The organism is Thermophagus sp. OGC60D27 (genome assembly GCF_052400625.1).
In the GTDB taxonomy this organism is placed as follows: domain Bacteria; phylum Bacteroidota; class Bacteroidia; order Bacteroidales; family Marinilabiliaceae; genus Thermophagus.
Genome location: NZ_JBQTGH010000003.1, coordinates 223,463 through 242,737, shown reverse-complemented (window position 1 = coordinate 242,737; position 19,275 = coordinate 223,463). Strand labels below are relative to the sequence as shown.

Sequence of the window (19,275 nt, the reverse complement as noted above, 5' to 3'; positions counted from 1 at the left end):
TTTGATCTATGTTGAAGTCATTATCCATTAAAAATTATGCGCTTATTGACCAGGCTAAGATCGAATTCGGTCCCGGTTTTACGGTGATTACCGGTGAAACTGGAGCCGGAAAATCTATTATGCTGGGAGCTTTGGGACTGGTGTTGGGCCAGCGAAGCGATGTTTCGGTCCTTGGCAATAAGGAAAACAAATGCGTTATTGAAGCCATCTTTGATGTCTCTAAATATGATCTTCATCCATTGTTTGAGAAGGAAGATGTGGATTTTGACGAAGAAACTTTGTTGAGAAGGGAAATTTTGCCTTCCGGAAAATCCAGGGCCTTTGTCAATGACACTCCTGTTAACCTGAATTTTTTGAAGTCAATTTCAGATAAGCTTATTGATATTCATTCCCAACATCAGAATCTGTTACTAGGTGATAACCGATTTCAGTTAAATGTGGTGGATTCTGTGGCCAATAATATCACCCAAAAAAAAGAATATCACGAAGCTTACAAAATCTACAAACAATTAACTTCCCAAAGAAAGAAATTAGAAGAGCTCAATGCGCGGCAAAGTGAAGATCATGATTACTGGGAGTTCCAACTTAAGCAACTCACCGATGCCCATTTGAAGGAAGGCGAGCAAGCCGATCTGGAAAGAGAATTGGAGCAGCTGTCGCATGTGGGAGAAATTAAATCTGCTCTTGCGCTGGCGGCGCAGACCCTCTATGAAAGAGAACAACCTGTGGTGCAGGAGTTGTATCATTTGGTGGAGGAGTTTAGAAAAATTGCTTCTTTCCTGAAAGGGGGAGAAGAATTATTAACCCGCCTTGACTCTTCTTATATTGAGCTTAAAGATATTGCGGAAGAAATTACCGATAGAGAAGGAGAAGTGGAATTCGACCCCGAACGACAAGCAGCCGTGCAGGAGCGGCTCGATATGATCTATTCTCTTGAACAGAAGCACCATGTTGATTCGGTTGAGGAATTATTGAAAATTCAGTCAGATTTGTCGGAACGACTGGAAAAACTGGCATCTTTTGATGAAGAACTAAATCGGCTGGAGCAAGAAATTACAGGCGCACAAAAACGGCTCGCGGAGTGTTCAAGCGCTCTAACCAAAAGCAGAGAACAGGTTTTTGCCCGTATTGAAAAAGGGATCCAGAACCAGCTCAGAGATCTGGGAATGCCGCATGCTCGGTTTGCGGTAAAAAACAATATTGAAAAGGATTTTGGTCCTGATGGACAGGACTGCGTTTCATTTTTGTTTTCCGCCAATAAAAGTGGAGCGCTCACCGAGATTCCCAAAGTGGCATCGGGTGGTGAAATCTCCCGTGTTATGCTTTGCATTAAAGCTTTGTTATCTTCTGCCAAAGGATTACCTACCATTATATTTGATGAAATAGATACCGGTGTATCTGGAGAAATTGCTGACCGTATGGGACGCATCATGCAGGAAATGGGACAGAACATTCAGGTCATTAGTATCACACATCTTCCCCAGATTGCCGGGAAAGGACGTTTTCACTTCAAAGTATTCAAGACCGAAACAGATCGTCAAACCATTTCGTCGGTTAAGTTGTTAAGTAATGAGGAACGACTGAACGAAATTGCCGGAATGCTTAGTGGGGCTAGCGTTACTGAAGCGGCTCTCGAAAATGCCAAACTGTTAATGGAGAATTAATTGGGACATGGCCCGGAATATATTATGGGCTGTTTTTTTGATGGTTGTTGGGCAGAATAGAGTTCTCTTTATGTTTATAAAAGTGATGCTTAGAAGCGGTGTTGGCGGTTTTTCCCTCTTTTTGTTCTTTTATGAATTCCTTTTTTTATGGTGTTTTATTGGTAGAAATTCATTAAGCTCTGGTCAAATGGAATTCGCATGGCAAAGGTGCTTATCATATTCTTTCCCCGAAATGATGGGACGAGTGGTGAAAATCCTTTGAAGTGATGTTCGTAGCAATTGAAAAGAAAGCTATGGAGATTACTTTTTCGGCTTAAGAAGGATGAAGAATGCCTCATTTTATCTTTTGTTAGAAGATGCTTACAATAATTAATTGTTTTTTTGATAGAGATAAGTGTTTGGTATATAGGCAACTCATCTATTTTAAATTAGAATTGATAAAAAGAAGAGGGCGTTGATTTTTATGCTCAAACAATTTTACAATATATTTGCAGCCTGAAATAACAATTTTACCGATATGGGAAATAACTTGTTGAAAGGAAAACGGGGGATAATATTCGGCGCCCTCAATGATATGTCCATCGCCTGGAAAGTAGCCGAACTAGCCCATGAGGAAGGGGCTACATTTACCTTGTCCAACACACATGTTGCCTGTCGAATGGGTGAAGTAGTCAATCTGGCAGAAAAAACAGGATCGCAGTTGATTCCTGCTGATGCTACCAATGTGGAGGATCTGGAAAATGTCTTTAAAACTTCAACCGAAGTGCTGGGCGGAAAAATTGATTTTGTCCTTCATTCCATTGGCATGTCACTTAACGTGAGGAAAAAGAGGGTATATCATGACCTTGATTATAACTATCTGCAAAAAACATTGGATATTTCGGCCATCTCTTTCCATAAGATGTTACAAGTGGCATTTAAACAAGATGCCTTAAGTGAATGGTCCTCGGTGTTGGCACTCACTTATGTTGCTGCCCAAAGAACGCTTTATGGATATAATGATATGGCAGATGCCAAAGCTTTGTTGGAATCTATAGCCAGAAGTTTTGGTTATATCTTTGGTCGCGAGAAAAAAGTCAGGATTAATACCATTAGTCAATCACCTACCATTACGACTGCCGGTAGTGGCGTGAAAGGGATCGACGGTTTGATGGATTTTTCGGATCGAATGTCGCCTTTGGGAAATGCCGATGCTGAAGATTGTGCTCGTTACTGTATGGTCATGTTTTCTGATTATACACGAAAAGTAACCATGCAGAATCTTTATCACGATGGTGGATTTTCAAGTATGGGTATGAGCCTGAGGGCCATGAAGCAATACAATAAAAGTTTTGACAGCGGAGAGGTTGAGGATATGTATTAAATACAGCAAGAATTAAGAAAAACTTTTAATTAAACAAAGATTCAGGCCATCCTCATTTTTTGGGAGTGGCCTTTATTTTAAGTATATTTGGCCCCGTAAATTTGAATTGTTCGTACTGCTGCCTGTTTGCTCTGGCAGAATAATGGTAGATGAAAATGCGGCATCCTGTCATAACAGGTATGTTGTTTTTTATATCTCATAGAAACCTCTTTATATAGAGGTGATGTGTATTATAGGATTTTTTTTAAAGACAGAATAAATGGATAAATACCAGATTAATCATCTGAAGGAACTTGAGGCCGAATCGATTTTCGTTATCCGGGAAGTTGCTGCCCAGTTTGAAAATCCGGTCATGCTCTTTTCAGGGGGTAAAGATTCTATCGTTATGTTTCATCTTGCCCGAAAAGCTTTTTGGCCGGCGAAGGTCCCTTTCCCGTTGATGCACATCGACACCGGTCATAATTTTCCCGAAACACTGGAATACCGTGACAGGTTGATGGAAGAAACCGGAACACGTTGTATCGTTAAGTATGTTCAGGATACTATTGATCAGGGGAAAGCGGTGGAAGAAACAGGTATTAATGCCAGTCGAAATAAAATTCAGACTATTACACTTCTGGATGCCATCGATGAGGAAAAATTTGATGCCGCCATGGGAGGTGGACGTCGCGATGAAGAAAAAGCCAGAGCTAAAGAACGGTTTTTTTCGCACAGGGATGAATTTGGTCAGTGGGATCCGAAAAACCAGAGACCGGAATTGTGGAACCTCTTTAACGGTAAAAAAAAGATGGGGGAACACTTCCGGGTTTTTCCCATTAGTAACTGGACCGAAATGGACGTTTGGCAATATATTTATATGGAAAAGATAGAAATGCCATCCTTGTATTTTACACATAAGCGGGAAGTATTCCAACGCGATGGCATATGGTTGGCCAAAGCTCCTTTTATGCAACTTAAGGAAGGCGAAAAAGTGGAAATGAGAGATGTGCGCTGTCGAACCATCGGCGACATGACCTGTACCGGAGTTACCTTGTCTACCGCCAATAATATTGAAGACATTATTCAGGAAGTTGCTGCCACCCGGGTTACAGAACGGGGTGGACGTGCCGACGACAAACGTTCAGAATCTGCCATGGAAGACCGTAAACGGGAAGGCTATTTTTAACCTCAACGCTTCTGATGTTCGGGATGCTTTTAGCAATTCCTGACAGCGGTTCTTCTATCTGAAAATACAGATCAGTTATTAATCGATCATTGAAAAATGGGATAATTACAATAAAATGAGTGGAAAAGAGTCCGGATACTTAAATATGGAGCTTTTGCGGTTTACCACAGCAGGTAGTGTGGATGACGGCAAAAGTACTTTAATTGGTCGCCTGCTTTACGATTCAAAGGCTATTTTTGAAGACCAGATGGAGGCTATTGAAAGAGCCAGTCTCAGGGCCGGAGGCGAAAATGTTAACCTTGCTTTGCTGACCGATGGGCTGAGAGCAGAACGTGAGCAGGGCATTACCATTGATGTTGCCTACCGTTATTTTGCTACACCCAAGCGCAAATTTATTATTGCCGACACGCCCGGCCATATACAATATACACGTAATATGGTGACCGGAGCCAGTACCGCCAATGCTGCAATCATTTTGGTGGATGCAAGGCATGGTGTGCTGGAGCAAACACGTAGACATGCTTATATCGCTTCTTTGCTGCAGATTCCACATATCATCATTTGTGTGAATAAAATGGATTTGGTGGATTATAAAGAAGAAGTTTTTGACCAAATCAAAAATGATATGGAGGATATTTCTTCCAAACTTTCTGCTAAAGATGTCCGGTATGTGCCTATTAGCGCGTTGGTCGGCGATAATGTGGTGACCCGTTCAAAAAACATGGATTGGTATCAGGGACCCACACTGATGTATTTGCTTGAAAATTTGCATATCGGTAGTGATATTAATAGAGACGACTTTAGATTCCCTGTTCAGTATGTGATTCGGCCCCAATCCAAAGATTTCCCGGATTATCGTGGATACGCAGGACGTATTGTCAGCGGAACCATAAATGTGGGTGATAAGATTAAGGTTTTACCTTCCGGTTTTACCTCCAAAGTTAAATCTATTGACCTGTTTCAAGACTCTCTGCAGATGGCGTTTGCTCCACAATCGGTATCGATTACCTTGGAAGACGAAATCGACATTAGTCGTGGAGATATGCTGGTAAAAGAAACCAACGGACACGGACCCGAAATCAGTCAAGATGTGGATGTGATGATGTGTTGGTTCAATGAAAGGGAAATGATTCCAAGAGGAAAGTATATCCTTCGTCATACCTCCGCCGAAATGAGGTGCATGGTTACAGAAGTGGAGTATAAAATGAATATCAATACGCTTGAAAAAGATTTTGATGATTTGAAGGTGGGCATGAATGATATTGTGAGAGTGAAGTTGCGAACAACCAAACCTTTGTTTTTCGATTCATATAATGTTAACCGAAATACCGGTAGTCTCATTCTGATCGATGAAGGTACCAACGAAACCGTTGCTGCCGGAATGATCATCTAGAAGTGTGATCATCTGAAAAGATTTTTATTGTGTTAATGACCGTCAATGCCATTGGTGTTGACGGTTTTTTTTGTCCTTTTTTGAGTGCGTGAATAAAAGTTAAAACAAGAAAACTATTTTGGTGTATTTAGTTTTCATCCTATTTTTGAGTTCCGAAAATTTTTATCAATGGATGTTCGAGAACGGATAATGAGAGAAGCGGGCAGCTTATTTTTTGCCCGTGGTATCAAGCGTGTCACGATGGATGATCTTGCTTCGGCAGTGGGCGTGTCCAAGCGCACCATTTATGAAAATTTTAATGACAAAGTAGATCTTCTTAAAGCTGCTATAGGCTTTTTTCAAAGCCAACACGACCAGAATATGAAGGGGATGATTGAGAAGTCTGACAGTGTTATTGAAATCATTATTGGTATGTTGCATTATGGCTATGAGAGCTTTAAAGTCGTAAATCCTGTCTATTTGGAAGATCTTAAAAAGTTCTATCCGGAGATTTGGGATGATTCCATTCGGAAAAGTAGAGAATCCAGTCACGATAAATTGCAACATTTATTGGAACGAGGGCAAAAAGAAGGTCTTTTCAGAATAGATGTCAATTCACGTTTGGTAGCAAAAATCTTTTACGAACAAATTTTCCTGTTGCATAATAATGAGGTGTTTCCTGTTGATGAATTCCCAAGAAAGGAACTCTATGAAAGTGTATTCTTCAATTTCACCCGAGGAATCTGTACCGGTAAAGGTATTGCATTGCTGGAACAATTATGGAACAACCCTGATGCTCGGAATATAGGGTTAGGGTAGCCTTCGATCTTAAAAAAAATAACAGCTTTTTAAATACTTATTAAAGTTGTAAAATCTGAAAATATGAGAAACATTTTACGACGAATGATCTTTTTTCCTGTGCTTGCATTGCTTGGTGGATGGTCCGCAATGGGTACTGCACAGAATGCTACTTCTGAAGATACATTGGTGCTAACCTTGGATAAAGCTATTGAAATAGCGTTGTCTGAGAATCCTTCCATAAAGGTGGCCGATAAAGAGATCGTTAAAGTGGATTATTCCCGCAAAGAAGCCTGGGCAGACCTTATCCCTTCAGTATCTGCTTCGGGAAGCTACAGCCGGAATATGAAAAAACCGGTGATGTTTTTACCTGAAGATATGTCTGCCGGATTTGGAGGATCCAATAAGCTGGAGATTGGATATGATAACAGCTATTCGGCAGGTATAAATGCTTCGGTGCCCCTTTTTAATATGTCATTGTTCAGGAATATTCAAATGACCGAAGTGGAAATGAAAAATGCGCTGGAAGCTGCAAGGCAATCTAGAATTAATATGATTTCCGAGGTGGAGAAAGCCTATTTTAATTGTTTGCTGGCCAACGATTCGTACCATGTCCTGGCCAGAAGCCTCCACAATGCTAAAGAGAACTTTCAAAATACCAAACGGCTGTTTGCGCACGGGGCTGCCGCGGAATATGATGTGATAAGGTCCGAAGTTCAGGTTCGAAATCTTGAACCTTCGCTGACCGAAGCAGACAACGGAAGAGAAGTGACGATCCTGATGCTCAAAATATTGTTAGGGCTTGGGAAAGATACGCCAATTCGATTGACAGAAGAGTTGGCCTCTTTTCAGATCTTAATGGAGGAGATGCCGCAACAACCGTTTCAGGATATCTCCAACAACCCCGATCTCAAATTGCTGGATATTCAGAAGCAGATGATCGATAAACAGTTCGATATGACTAGAGCTATGCGATTTCCCACCCTTTCGGCTTTTATGCAGTTTCAACTTCAAACCGAGGCCAACGATTTTGAGTTTAACCAATACCAATGGGTAAACCCGATTGTGGCAGGCCTGCAGCTGCAAATACCCATATTCAACGGCTTCTCCAATCGATATCGGGAAAAACAGGTGGAAGTAAGTAAGCAACAACTTTCCTTTCAGCGTGAAAATGTGGAGCGTCAGATATCTGTTTCTTTGTTGAACGCTTTTCGGGCAATGGAAGCCGCACTTGATAAAATTGAATCTGCAAAAGTGGCGGTTCGGCAGGCACAACGTGGATATGACATTGCTCAAAAAAGATATGAAACAGGAGCGGGTACTTTACTCGAGCTTAATGATGCTGAAGTGGCGCTGACCCGATCTCGTCTTAACTTAAACCAGGCACGGTTTGATTTTCTTTCGGCGCGCGTAGAGTATGACAACATTTTGGGAAACAATCTTTCCGCCTCATTTGAATAGATATCATCTTTTTATTATTCAGCATCCACCCTACAAATCATCAACTTTAATATTATCAGTTATGAAAATAAAAATATTCAACAATACTTTCCGCATTTTTACAGTTGGGTTTATGGTTTCTATGATGGCTTGTTCTCAACCGGGAGAGCAAACAAATGATCAGGATGATACCGGACCCAGGCCGGTGAAAACAGCCATGTCGGTAAAAAAGATGGTAGAACAAAATATGGATTTCACCGGTAATGTGGAACCTTTTGCGCAGTACATGATCAGTCCCTCCTTGCAGCTTCGCATTGAGAAAATTCATGCTGAAGTTGGCGATTTTGTTCAACGGGGACAGTTGCTGGTGCAGATGGATCCTACTCAACGAATTCAGACCGGTGTGCAATTGAAGAACCTTGAAAAAGAGTATGCCCGATTGGATACCCTCTTTAAAACCGGAAGTGTTTCTGAACAGCAATTGGATCAGGTAAAAGCAGAACTGGAGGTGTTACAATCCAGCTATCAAAATCTTCTGGAAAACACTCGTCTCATGTCGCCCGGCAACGGTGTGGTGACCTCGCGAAATTTTGAGGATGGCGATATGTATAGTATGGTTTCAGGAATGGGTATTCTTACCGTTATGCAAATCAACCCGGTAAAAGTGAAGGTTTATGTTCCGGAACGCTTTTTTCCTTCCGTAGAAAAAGGGATGCCGGTTTCTTTGCGACTTGATGTTTACCCTGACACCACTTTTAAAGGCGTTATTCATTTGAAATATCCGGCGATAGATCCTGCCACTCGTACATTTACTATTGAAGCGCGGTTTCCCAATTCAGATCGGTTAATCCGCCCGGGGATGTTTGGGCGTATCAATATTGTGTTTGAGAGCGTTGAAAGGGTTACGGTACCTGATTTGGCAGTGCAAAGACAGCAGGGAACGGACGACTATTTTGTCTTTGTTGTTGACAGGGGGAAAGTAACACGAAAGGTTGTTACCTTGGGAAGAAGAGTGGATGATTTTTTTGAAGTAATCAATGGGCTCAATGCCGGTGAAGAAGTGGTGGTAGAAGGCCATGCCGGCTTGTTGGAAGGCTCCGAAGTGAAAGTTGTTCAATAGTCCATCCCCTGAATCTGCTTCAAAATAAATGGTTTTAATCTGATAACTGTTAGAAAATGAGTATATACGAAAAGGCAGTAAAGAAACCGGTTTCAGTAGTACTGATATTTATCGGGGTAATCATTATGGGCCTGTTTTCATTGCGCTATTTGCCCATTGATCTTTATCCTGAAATAGATCCTCCTATTGTTAGTATTTTTACTTTTTACGAAGGGGCCAGTGCTGCTGATATTGAAACCAATGTAACTCGTATTTTGGAAGATAACCTGAATACGGTTAGTAATCTGAAAGAGCTTACCTCCGTATCTAAGGACAATACTTCTCTGGTGATGCTGGAATTTGAGTGGGGGACCAACCTGGATGAGGCCACCAACGACATCCGAGATGCCATTGGCAGGGTTGAAACTTATTTGCCCGACGGTGTTGAAAAACCCATCATTTTTAAATTCAGCACCAGTATGATTCCCATCATGCTTTTGTCGGCTACTGCAGACGAGAGTTATCCGGCACTGTCCAAAATTCTTGATGAAGGCATTGTTAATCCACTAAACAGAATTGAAGGGGTAGGGGCTGTTTCATTGTCGGGGGGGCCGGAGCGTGAGATTCAGGTGACAGTGGATCCCCGAAAGTTGGAGGCCTACAATATGAGTGTTGAGCAGATTGGTGCTGTTATCGGACAAGAAAATTTAAATCTTCCGGGAGGTGATTTGGATTTGGGAAGCCATACCTTTCCAATTCGTGTTGAAGGAGAATTTAAATCCAGTGATGAGATTAAACATCTGGTTTTGGGAACCTTTAATGGCAAACCCATCAAAATATCCGATGTGGCAACTGTCAATGACACCATTGCTGAAATGACCATCGATGAGCGAAGCAACGGTAGGGTGGGGGCTCGTATCGTGATCCAAAAACAATCGGGTGCCAATTCGGTGGAAATTGCCAGAGAAGTAAAGGAAAGGCTGCCGCAATTGATGCGTAATCTGCCTCCGGATATTAAAATTGATACCATTTTCGACACATCAGAGTTTATTGAGAATTCCATAAATAGTCTTGCTAATACAGTGCTGTATGCAGGCATCTTTGTGGTGTTGGTCGTATTATTTTTTCTGGGGCGATGGCGAGCTACTTTTATCATTATTCTCACTATCCCCGTATCTTTGATCGTCTCATTCATCTACCTTTATGTCACAGGTAATACCTTAAATATTATATCTCTTTCGTCTTTGTCTATCGCCATTGGAATGGTTGTGGATGATGCTATTGTTGTGCTGGAAAATATTACCAGACATATCGAAAGAGGAAGTTCACCACGTGAAGCAGCCATCTATGGTACCAACGAGGTGGGCCTGGCTGTAGTGGCCACAACTCTTACCGTAGTGGCCGTTTTTTTCCCACTCACTTTAGTGCAAGGTCTGAGTGGGATAATGTTTCGTCAGTTGGGAATGATTGTTACTCTGGTGGTTATCGTTTCAACACTGGCAGCCCTTACCCTTACACCCATGCTTTCATCACAAATGCTTCGGCTGATGCCACCCCGAAAACCCGGGATATCTAAAGCTGTGTTTGGGACGATTGAAAGGGGGCTTGACCAATTGGATAATTTTTATGAGAGAACTCTTGGTTGGGCGGTGATGCATAAGATGATAGTATTGGTGGTTTCTGTGGTGGTGTTTTTGGCAAGTATTTCGTTGGTGTCCATTGTCGGAACCGAGTTTATTCCTCCGGCCGATAATGCCCGAATAGAGGCTACTGTTGAACTGCCTATGAATTTAAGACTTGAGAAGACCAAAGAGGTGGCACGTCAGATTGAAAATATTTGGCAACAGAAATATCCGGAAATAGAGGTTATCTCCACCAGTGCTGGCGTGGCGGATGACAGCAACATTTTTTCTGCCTTTGGAGAGAATGGGTCCCATATCATCAATTTTACGTTGCGCTTGTCAAATCGCACGGAGCGAGACCGTGATATTTATCTGATTGGCGACTTGATGCGTGAAGATCTTAAGACTATTCCCATTATTCAAGATTTTTCGGTGTCGCCAGGAGGCAGTGGCGGTGGCATGAGTGGTGGAGCCAGCACCGTTGAGGTCATTATTTCCGGCTATGATCTGGATGTTACGGGAGCAATGAGTTTAGAAATAGCAGAGAGAATGGAAAACATGGAGGGATTGCGAGATATCGAAATTAGTCGAGAGGATCCCAAAACCGAATATCAGTTGGTGTTGGATCGCGAAAAGCTGGGCCTACACGGGTTATCAACTTCGGCCGTGGCCACTGCCGTCAGAAATCGGATCAATGGATTGATTGCTGCCCAATACCGGGAGGGAGGAGATGAATACAATGTTAGAGTGCAGTTTGCTGAACCTTTCAGAAAGTCTATTGAGACCATTGAAAACATCAGGGTTTATAATGCACAAGGTAAGGCCATCCGAGTGGGTGAACTGGGGCAGGTGGAGGCGTTTAATGCCCCTCTTTCCATTGAGCGGCGCAACCGACAGCGGGTGATTACCGTCACCGGGTCGCTCTACAAGGCCTCCATAACCGATGTGGTGAAAAAGATTAATGCAGCAGTCGATGAGATCGGTATTCCCCAAGGGGTTGGAATTGATATCGGAGGTACCGCAGAAGATCAGCAAGAGTCTTTTGGCGATCTTGGGTTACTGCTGATTTTAATAATCATCCTGGTATATATCGTTATGGCCTCCCAGTTTGAGTCATTGCGTGCTCCATTTATCATTATGTTAACACTTCCATTTGCTTTTACAGGGGTTTTCTTGGCTCTTTTCATTACAGGAACAACTTTGAATCTCATATCTATGATTGGGGCCGTCATGCTGGTAGGAATAGTGGTAAAAAACGGTATTGTGTTAGTAGACTATATTAACCTGCTGCGGGATAGGGGCGTTGATCTTATTCCTGCGGTTATTGCAGGTGGAAAGTCGCGACTCCGTCCTGTATTAATGACCACACTTACAACCATTTTGGGAATGCTACCTCTGGCCATTGGTTTTGGTGAGGGGGCGGAGATATGGCAGCCCATGGGGGTAGCCATCATAGGTGGCTTGACCATTTCCACCTTGTTAACACTTGTGTTGATGCCGGTGGTTTATACCATGCTTGGTGCAAGTCGACTGAAAAGTGAACGTAAACGCTTGGAAAAACTAGAAGAAGGAATTTGAGGTTGAAACTCTGAAGTATTGACCTAAGGCTGAAAACGAAAAGAGCATGATCAACTAAGTTTGACATAACAAAAAGATCTATAAACTTAATGGTCATGTGAGTTCCGTCAGACCAATAACTTCAATTAATTTAGTATTGATGAAAGTAGCTATTTATCCCCAAAGGAGTTCTAAACACTAAATACCAACGTGCATGAAGACAGTATTTATCGTATATAATCAGGCGCTCACAGAGAAAGTGGAGCATATCCTCAATAAGCTGAATATCCGTGGTTATTCGCGATGGCCTCAGGTGCAGGGGCGTGGATCCGAAAAGGGTGAACCCCATCTGGGAACCCATACCTGGCCGGCATTGAATGAGGCCATATTGACGGTTGTAGATGATGACAAAACAGGGGAATTAATGTCGCATCTGAAGCACCTGAATGATAAAGCAGAAATGCAGGGATTGAGGGCTTTTATCTGGGATGCCGAAGTGGGTATTTAATGGACAAAATAATCCGGCCGGACTATGCGATGATGTCCGGCCGGATATTTGTAATGATCTGCTTTTAAATCTTTTCGTCAATCTGTTTAAAATCTCCAACCCAGAGTGAGGGCCAGCTGGTGGTCGACAGAGGTCATGTCGGCAGGTTTTTGTACGTCACTAGGTATTTCTTGCGAATAGTACAAGGAGTGAATATAGGTCTCCTTATTGTAGAGGTAGGCCACATCTATGGTCATATTACCAGCTCTGAAACCTAATCCACCTGTGATGTTAAAATGTTTCCCTTCTGAATTTTGATAATCATCTTTATAAGGGTTTTGGAAATAGGCATACCCTCCCCGTAAAGCCAAAAATTCAGCGAGTCTGTATTCGGCACCAATTCTGAAATTATGAGTGGCCTTGAAAGTGTTGGTGATGGTTTCGTTTAAAGTCTCCATAATAGCTTTTTCCCGAACATCATTGTTTTTGCTTTTATACTTCATCGAAGAATAGTCTGTGTACTCATAATCGAATGAGATCAATCCTTGGGTGCCGAAAATATAAGCTATGCTTCCTATGGCCTTTAAAGGTGTTCGAAAATTGAACGAAGACTTACCAAGGTCAGACTGGATATCGTAATTATCGGCATCAAAAAAATAGGATATGGCTTCGGTATCATATTGCATATCCATAGCGTAATAGGTGGGGGTATGAAATGCTGCTCCAAGTCTAAGACTGTTAATGGGCTTATAAATTGCACCCACCTTCAAATTTATCCCGGTCCCGGTAGTCTTTTCATATTCATTAAAATAGAAATCGTCAAGGATCTCAAAACCATTATTTCTTCGGTAGTCAATATATTCATTATAAACCTCATCGTCTGCTTTTTCGTAATGTTGAGATTCCTTTGTGTTGGTGATCGAAGCAATGCCCACGGTGGCGCCGGCATAAAACTTATTGCCAAAGTTGGCACCGAATGAAATATCAAAAACACCCGAATGGCCTTTTTCCGTAATCATTTTCTTTTGGTTGAGGCCGTTAACAGGACCGAGTTCCACGTAACCTTCATCGTTCACAAACTCATAGGCATGAATATATTCATTAGAATATCCCGGTAGGTTTTCTAGGAGAAAGGCATCATAAGCAATCCCCGTGTAGAAATTATCAAGGCCCTGAGGCGTGAAGCCGGATGCATTGGCTGAAAACATATACAGCAGAGATGAAGCTACCCCGTCATGTTGTATAAAACTCTTCCGGTTATAATTGTTGGTCCTGTTGTAACCTATGGCGAAGTGGGTACTGACGAGTCCATCCGTTTCCCGCATCAATCTCGAGGTGCCCACATAGGAAATATGGTTGATGGGAAAGCTGAATTTGTCATCGCTGGAGGAGGTGCCATAATAGTCGCTTTCGGTATTGTTATAGATCAGTGACGGTGTAAAAGAAAATTCACTGCTTCGGTAAACGGCAATCCCGGCCGGATTGATGCCTATGGCTGAATAATCACCTCCCAGCGCCCCCATTGCTCCTCCCAGGGCCATGCTACGAGCTGTGCCGGTAGGGCGTTGATAGGAATAACTCAATGCATTATCCTCATTTTGCCCTGCTACCGAAAACGTTAACAGAGAAAAGAGAAACAGGGAAAAAATAGCTTTATGATTGAACATAGTTTCAGAAGTTTGATAATTCCATGATTCCGATTTGGTGGAATCATGGAATTCAGATTATGAAAAACGCTATCAATTTTCAGGATATTATCTTCGTCCTCTGCGAATGGTTTGCCCACTGCTGGATCCACTGCTGCTTCGGCTGCCGGATGAAGTACTGCTGCTTCCCGAGTAAGAGCTGGTGCTTCGACTGGAAGAAGAGGTACTGCGATAGCTTCCGGATGACGAAGATGAACTTCGGGACGGTGTATAAGTGCTTCTCTGAACACTGGATCGCTGTTGTGTGCTGCTGCCACTATTATAATTGTAGGTTCTGCTAGGCGTTGAAACCGATCTTCGCGTAGTGCTACCTGACTTAAGCGATTGAGAACTCGTGGAACTGCTTCTCACCTGACGTGTATATGTGCCGGTTCGGTTATACGATGGTTTGGACGCATTGTCAGGCTGACTGTAAGTAGGGGTCGAGCTTCTTCGAGATCGGGTTTGAACAGTCCCGGTAGAGGCACCACTTCCCTGGTATCGGCTAATGGTACGTTCCTGACTTGTATTTCCGCTTCCGGATTTAAGCACGGCAGATCCGCGAATGGCACGCTGCGTATTTCCGCTGCTATTAACCACGGTGGTTGTACCGTCAGCGTTGCGAATTATCCGGGTTCCACTACGTGTAGTGGTAACCCTCTGACTTCCTTCGTTGGTGCCTCGCTTCAGTGTGTTACTGGGCGAAGTATAATACCTGGTGTTGCTGGTCATGGATGGCTTTATACCACGGTAAACATTTCGACTGGCATGTGTCCCGCCATAATATCCGTTGCGATAATGTGGATGGTGCCAATAAGAATAATAAGGTCTGCTATAATATGGCCATCCATAATAAAATGGACTATAAAAGGGATCGTACCATCCCATACCAAAATAGCCGGAATAGAAGGGATCTCCCCAGAATGAGCTATATCCAAATGAGAAGCTCCAGGGCGATCTCCAGCGATCGAAACGATATCTGTCATACCATGGATTGCTCCAGGTGGGAAATACATAAGCATAATTCCCGTCTACATATACGTTCCAGTCGGGATCATTAAAATAGACAAACTGATCATACAGGGATGACCAATAAGGAATCCGGGTGAAAGGGCCATGGAATCGGATCAGTCTTTCGGCATAATCTCGGTCCATTTCGCTTCCGTCAAATCCATCTACCCAATAACCGGTCTCATCATTGTAGTATATTAAGGAATCTATTTCCTCATTTTCTTCATCGGCAAGAATGGAAGCATACTTTTGCTGTATTTGTGAGAAATCTCTGGTATCTCTTTGTTCACGAGCCAGGTCACTGCTTGCATAAGCATTAATCAGTTGACGTTCTTCTTGCTTTTGCTCTTTTTGTTCTTTCTGAGCGATCGAGGGCACCGGGGCAAATGCCTTCTCCATATTATCCTTGGTCAAATCCGGCGCATAATAAATATCGTCATAATATACTCCGGTTGATGCCATTCGGCCGGTAGTGCATCCACCTGCCACTATCAGCAAAACAGCTGCGGTTGTGATAAATAATAACTTTTTCATGGGGCATCCTCCTGTTGTTTTCGTAGTTGGTTAACAAGCAAAATTCGTACCAAAAGACTGAGTTCTGGAGAAGTCTGTTAAAAAATGTTTTTGGCTGAAAATCATGTCGCTTCCAACCTCCATGTTTCTGCTTCCATAAGATGATCCGCACTTCGATTTTTCCCAATGGAAGAAGGACTGATTGAAGAGGAATTAGCTACGGAATTGCTTAAAGTTAACTCATTTTTATTATTTTCGTGCCGACTTTTGTAAAGGATTTGTTAAGAACTCCTTTTGCAGAGTCTTCCTATTAAGCGTTTGGGGAATTTCAGATGGAAAGCCTGAACTGGTTTGATTGAAAATGAGCATTCTCTGTTTTCTGCATTTAAACTACCTTCTGAGTCTCCGGAGCCTGATAAATCCAGAAAAAATTAATATCTAAATATCTATTAATTCAGATTATGGCAAAAGTATTGACCCCCAGAAGCGAGAATTATGCGCAATGGTACAACGATTTGGTGATTAAGGCGGGACTTGCTGAGAATTCTGCCGTTCGTGGTTGCATGGTGATTAAACCATATGGCTACGCAATTTGGGAAAAAATTCAACGTACCCTGGATGATAAGTTTAAGGAAACCGGTCATCAAAATGCTTATTTCCCCTTGTTTATTCCCAAGTCGTTTTTCAGCCGGGAAGCCGATCATGTGGAGGGGTTTGCCAAAGAGTGTGCCGTAGTTACCCACTACCGCTTAAAGAATAATCCAGATGGTAAGGGCGTTGTGGTTGATCCGGATGCCCGTCTGGAAGAAGAATATATCGTAAGACCGACTTCTGAAACCATTATTTGGAATACCTATCGTGACTGGATTCAGTCTTATCGTGATCTCCCAATTAAAATCAACCAGTGGGCCAATGTGGTGCGCTGGGAGATGCGAACCCGTCTTTTTCTGCGGACTGCCGAATTTCTCTGGCAGGAAGGGCATACCGCCCATGCCACGCGGGAGGAAGCTATTGAAGAGGCTGAAACCATGTTAAAGGTTTACGCCGATTTTGCCGAAAATTACATGGCGATGCCCGTTTTGCAGGGCTATAAAACGGCCAGTGAGCGGTTTGCAGGTGCCGTAGAGACCCTTACCATTGAAGCTTTGATGCAGGACGGTAAGGCTCTGCAATCGGGAACTTCTCATTTCTTGGGACAGAATTTTGCGCGCGTTTTTGATGTGAAATATCAAAACAAAGAAGGAAAAGAGGAATATGTTTGGGCTACCTCATGGGGGGTATCCACTCGCTTGATGGGCGCTTTGATCATGTCGCATTCCGACGATCACGGATTGGTGCTGCCGCCTAAATTGGCACCCATTCAGGTGGTAATTGTACCTATTTATAGAAAAGAGGAAGAATTAAAACAAATTGTTGAACAGGCAGATAAAATTGCTGCAGGGTTAAAACAACTCGGTATTTCGGTTAAGGTGGATGACGATGATAAACATAAACCGGGATGGAAATTTGCCCAGTATGAGTTGCAGGGGGTGCCCGTCAGATTGGCCATTGGCCCCCGCGATTTGCAAAACGGTACCGTGGAGCTGGCCCGGCGCGATACCCTCACCAAAGAGGTGGTACCCATGGATGGCGTTGAAAAACGTATTTCTGACCTGATGGAAGAGATTCAGTCCGAAATATATCAGCGAGCCCTTAACTTCAGAAGTGAAAACACCCGTAAAGTAGATACCTACGACGAGTTTAAAAAGGTGTTGGATGAAAAGGGTGGATTTATCCTCGCTCATTGGGATGGAACGCCCGAAACAGAAGAAAAAATCAAACAGGAAACCAAGGCTACCATTCGTTGTATACCCATCAACAATGAACAGGAGGCCGGAAAGTGCATAGTGACCGGAAAACCTTCCAGTCAAAGAGTGGTGTTTGCCAGAGCTTACTGATTACTGTTTGTCAGTTTAATAGAGCTGATTCATCACACCCCATTTTTGTTGTTGCAATGAATCGGGTAGAGGCGTTGAGGGATTATGTATAAATCAGTGGGTTAAGACCTTTGATGTTTTAATCCGACCATTTATACCTTTCAACCAAATAGCTTATTAAAGGGTCTCTTAGCCGGGAGACCCTTTCTTATATTTTATCGTGAAGGCTTTTGCCCTTCCCGTTTGTAATAGTTCTGTTTTTTCAATTTAATGGAGGGCTGCGGCGTAGCCTATCTTAATTTTTTTTATCTTGCATTCATAAAAGGATTAAACCAATAAAATTATGGCTTCATTAACAGATCGTTTTATAAAATACACGCAATTTGATACGCAGTCAGATCCTAATACCGGACTTACGCCCAGTACGCCGGGACAGATGATTTTTGCCAAAGAGCTTGCGGAAGAACTCAAAGAGGTTGGGCTTCAGGAGGTGGAGCTGGATGAAAACGGCTACATCATGGCGACCTTGCCTTCCAATATTGAAAAGGATACGCCGGTGGTGGGATTTATAGCCCATGTGGATACCAGCCCCGATTTTTCCGGAAAAAATGTGTCGCCCAAGATTGTGAAAGAGTATGACGGGGGCGACATTGTGCTGAATGAGCAAGATCACATTGTTTTAAAGCCCACTGAATTTCCCGAACTTAAAAAGTACATCGGACAGGACATCATTACCACCGACGGAACCACTCTGTTAGGGGCCGATGATAAAGCAGGCGTTACCGCTATTGTTTCTGCCATGGAATACTTGGTGAAACATCCGGACATTAAGCATGGTAAAATCAGGATCGGCTTTACGCCCGATGAAGAAATTGGCGAAGGGGCCAACCTCTTTGATGTGAAAAAATTTGGTGCCGACTTTGCTTATACCATCGACGGTGGAGAAATAGGAGAATTGGAATTTGAAAACTTCAATGCTGCGCTGGCAAAAGTTACCACCCACGGGCGCAATGTGCATCCGGGATATGCACGTGGAAAGATGCGTAACTCTATGCGTATCGCCAACCAATTAATTATGATGCTGCCCAGGCATGAGACCCCGGAACATTCTGATGGCTATGATGGATTTTATCATCTTATGTCGTTCAATGGGGATGTGGAAAAAACCGAAATGCAGTTTTTGATCCGCGACTTTAAACGCGATCGGTTTGAAGATCGTAAAAAGGAGATGCAACACCTGGTCAATAAGGTGAATAAGGAATTCGGTGAAGGCACCATGCAAGTGGAAATAAAAGATCAATATTACAATATGCGTGAAAAAATTGAGCCGGTCATGTATATTGTCGATCTGGCAGAAAAGGCGATGCGTGAGGCCGGTGTGGTTCCAAAAATTAAGCCCATTCGTGGCGGAACGGATGGTGCTCGTCTGGCCTTTATGGGATTGCCCACACCCAATATTTTTGCAGGAGGACATAACTTTCACGGACGCTTTGAGTTTCTCCCCATTCCTTCATTGGAAAAAGCGATGGAAGTAATTCTGAAAATTGCCGCGCTGGTTCCCTCATTGAAGTAATTTCTTTGGG

General features: G+C 42.9%; 13 protein-coding genes. 11 read left to right on the top strand and 2 right to left on the bottom strand.

Translation table 11 applies throughout. The features are described from left to right. Positions 1–8 precede the first annotated feature (8 nt). From recN to ACT29H_RS05345, 9 genes are all read left to right on the top strand, one after another. A complete protein-coding gene (gene recN / locus ACT29H_RS05385) occupies positions 9–1,664 on the top strand; it encodes a DNA repair protein RecN (RefSeq protein ID WP_444820582.1) in 1,656 nt (551 codons plus the stop codon). A gap of 517 nt (positions 1,665–2,181) precedes the next feature. After that, positions 2,182–3,027: an enoyl-ACP reductase FabI gene (locus ACT29H_RS05380; RefSeq protein WP_444820581.1), complete on the top strand. Its 846-nt coding sequence runs from the start codon at positions 2,182–2,184 to the stop codon at positions 3,025–3,027. Positions 3,028–3,286: 259 nt separating this feature from the next. Beyond that, positions 3,287–4,192, top strand: a complete 906-nt coding sequence (gene cysD / locus ACT29H_RS05375; RefSeq protein ID WP_444820580.1) for a sulfate adenylyltransferase subunit CysD — start codon at positions 3,287–3,289, stop codon at positions 4,190–4,192. Between the two features lie 115 nt (positions 4,193–4,307). Then, positions 4,308–5,585: a sulfate adenylyltransferase subunit 1 gene (locus ACT29H_RS05370; protein ID WP_444820579.1), complete on the top strand. Its 1,278-nt coding sequence runs from the start codon at positions 4,308–4,310 to the stop codon at positions 5,583–5,585. A 168-nt stretch (positions 5,586–5,753) separates the two neighbouring features. Further along, positions 5,754–6,383, top strand: a complete 630-nt coding sequence (locus tag ACT29H_RS05365; RefSeq protein ID WP_444820578.1) for a TetR/AcrR family transcriptional regulator — start codon at positions 5,754–5,756, stop codon at positions 6,381–6,383. Positions 6,384–6,446: 63 nt separating this feature from the next. After that, a complete protein-coding gene (locus tag ACT29H_RS05360; RefSeq protein ID WP_444820577.1) occupies positions 6,447–7,823 on the top strand; it encodes a TolC family protein in 1,377 nt (458 codons plus the stop codon). A 61-nt stretch (positions 7,824–7,884) separates the two neighbouring features. Then, positions 7,885–8,922, top strand: a complete 1,038-nt coding sequence (locus tag ACT29H_RS05355) for an efflux RND transporter periplasmic adaptor subunit (RefSeq protein ID WP_444820576.1) — start codon at positions 7,885–7,887, stop codon at positions 8,920–8,922. Between the two features lie 56 nt (positions 8,923–8,978). Then, on the top strand, positions 8,979–12,101 hold the full coding sequence (locus tag ACT29H_RS05350) for an efflux RND transporter permease subunit (protein ID WP_444820575.1): 3,123 nt from the start codon (positions 8,979–8,981) through the stop codon (positions 12,099–12,101). 193 nt (positions 12,102–12,294) lie between these two features. Then, positions 12,295–12,588 carry a PG0541 family transporter-associated protein gene (locus ACT29H_RS05345; protein WP_444820574.1) on the top strand — a complete coding sequence of 98 codons (294 nt, stop codon included), beginning with the start codon at positions 12,295–12,297 and terminating at the stop codon, positions 12,586–12,588. A gap of 86 nt (positions 12,589–12,674) precedes the next feature. Here the strand turns inward: ACT29H_RS05345 and ACT29H_RS05340 are convergent, their stop codons facing one another. Beyond that, positions 12,675–14,234, bottom strand: coding sequence for an OmpP1/FadL family transporter (locus ACT29H_RS05340; protein WP_444820573.1), 1,560 nt, complete (start codon positions 14,232–14,234; stop codon positions 12,675–12,677). Between the two features lie 87 nt (positions 14,235–14,321). Further along, positions 14,322–15,797, bottom strand: a complete 1,476-nt coding sequence (locus tag ACT29H_RS05335; protein WP_444820572.1) for a hypothetical protein — start codon at positions 15,795–15,797, stop codon at positions 14,322–14,324. 440 nt (positions 15,798–16,237) lie between these two features. Between ACT29H_RS05335 and proS the strand changes: the two genes are divergently transcribed. Together proS and pepT are read left to right on the top strand one after the other, a co-directional pair. Then, the gene (gene proS, locus ACT29H_RS05330) at positions 16,238–17,713 is read left to right on the top strand and encodes a proline--tRNA ligase (RefSeq protein WP_444820571.1); all 1,476 of its coding nucleotides are present in this window, start codon (positions 16,238–16,240) and stop codon (positions 17,711–17,713) included. Positions 17,714–18,035: 322 nt separating this feature from the next. After that, positions 18,036–19,265 carry a peptidase T gene (gene pepT, locus ACT29H_RS05325; protein ID WP_444820570.1) on the top strand — a complete coding sequence of 410 codons (1,230 nt, stop codon included), beginning with the start codon at positions 18,036–18,038 and terminating at the stop codon, positions 19,263–19,265. The last annotated feature ends 10 nt before the right edge of the window (positions 19,266–19,275 follow it).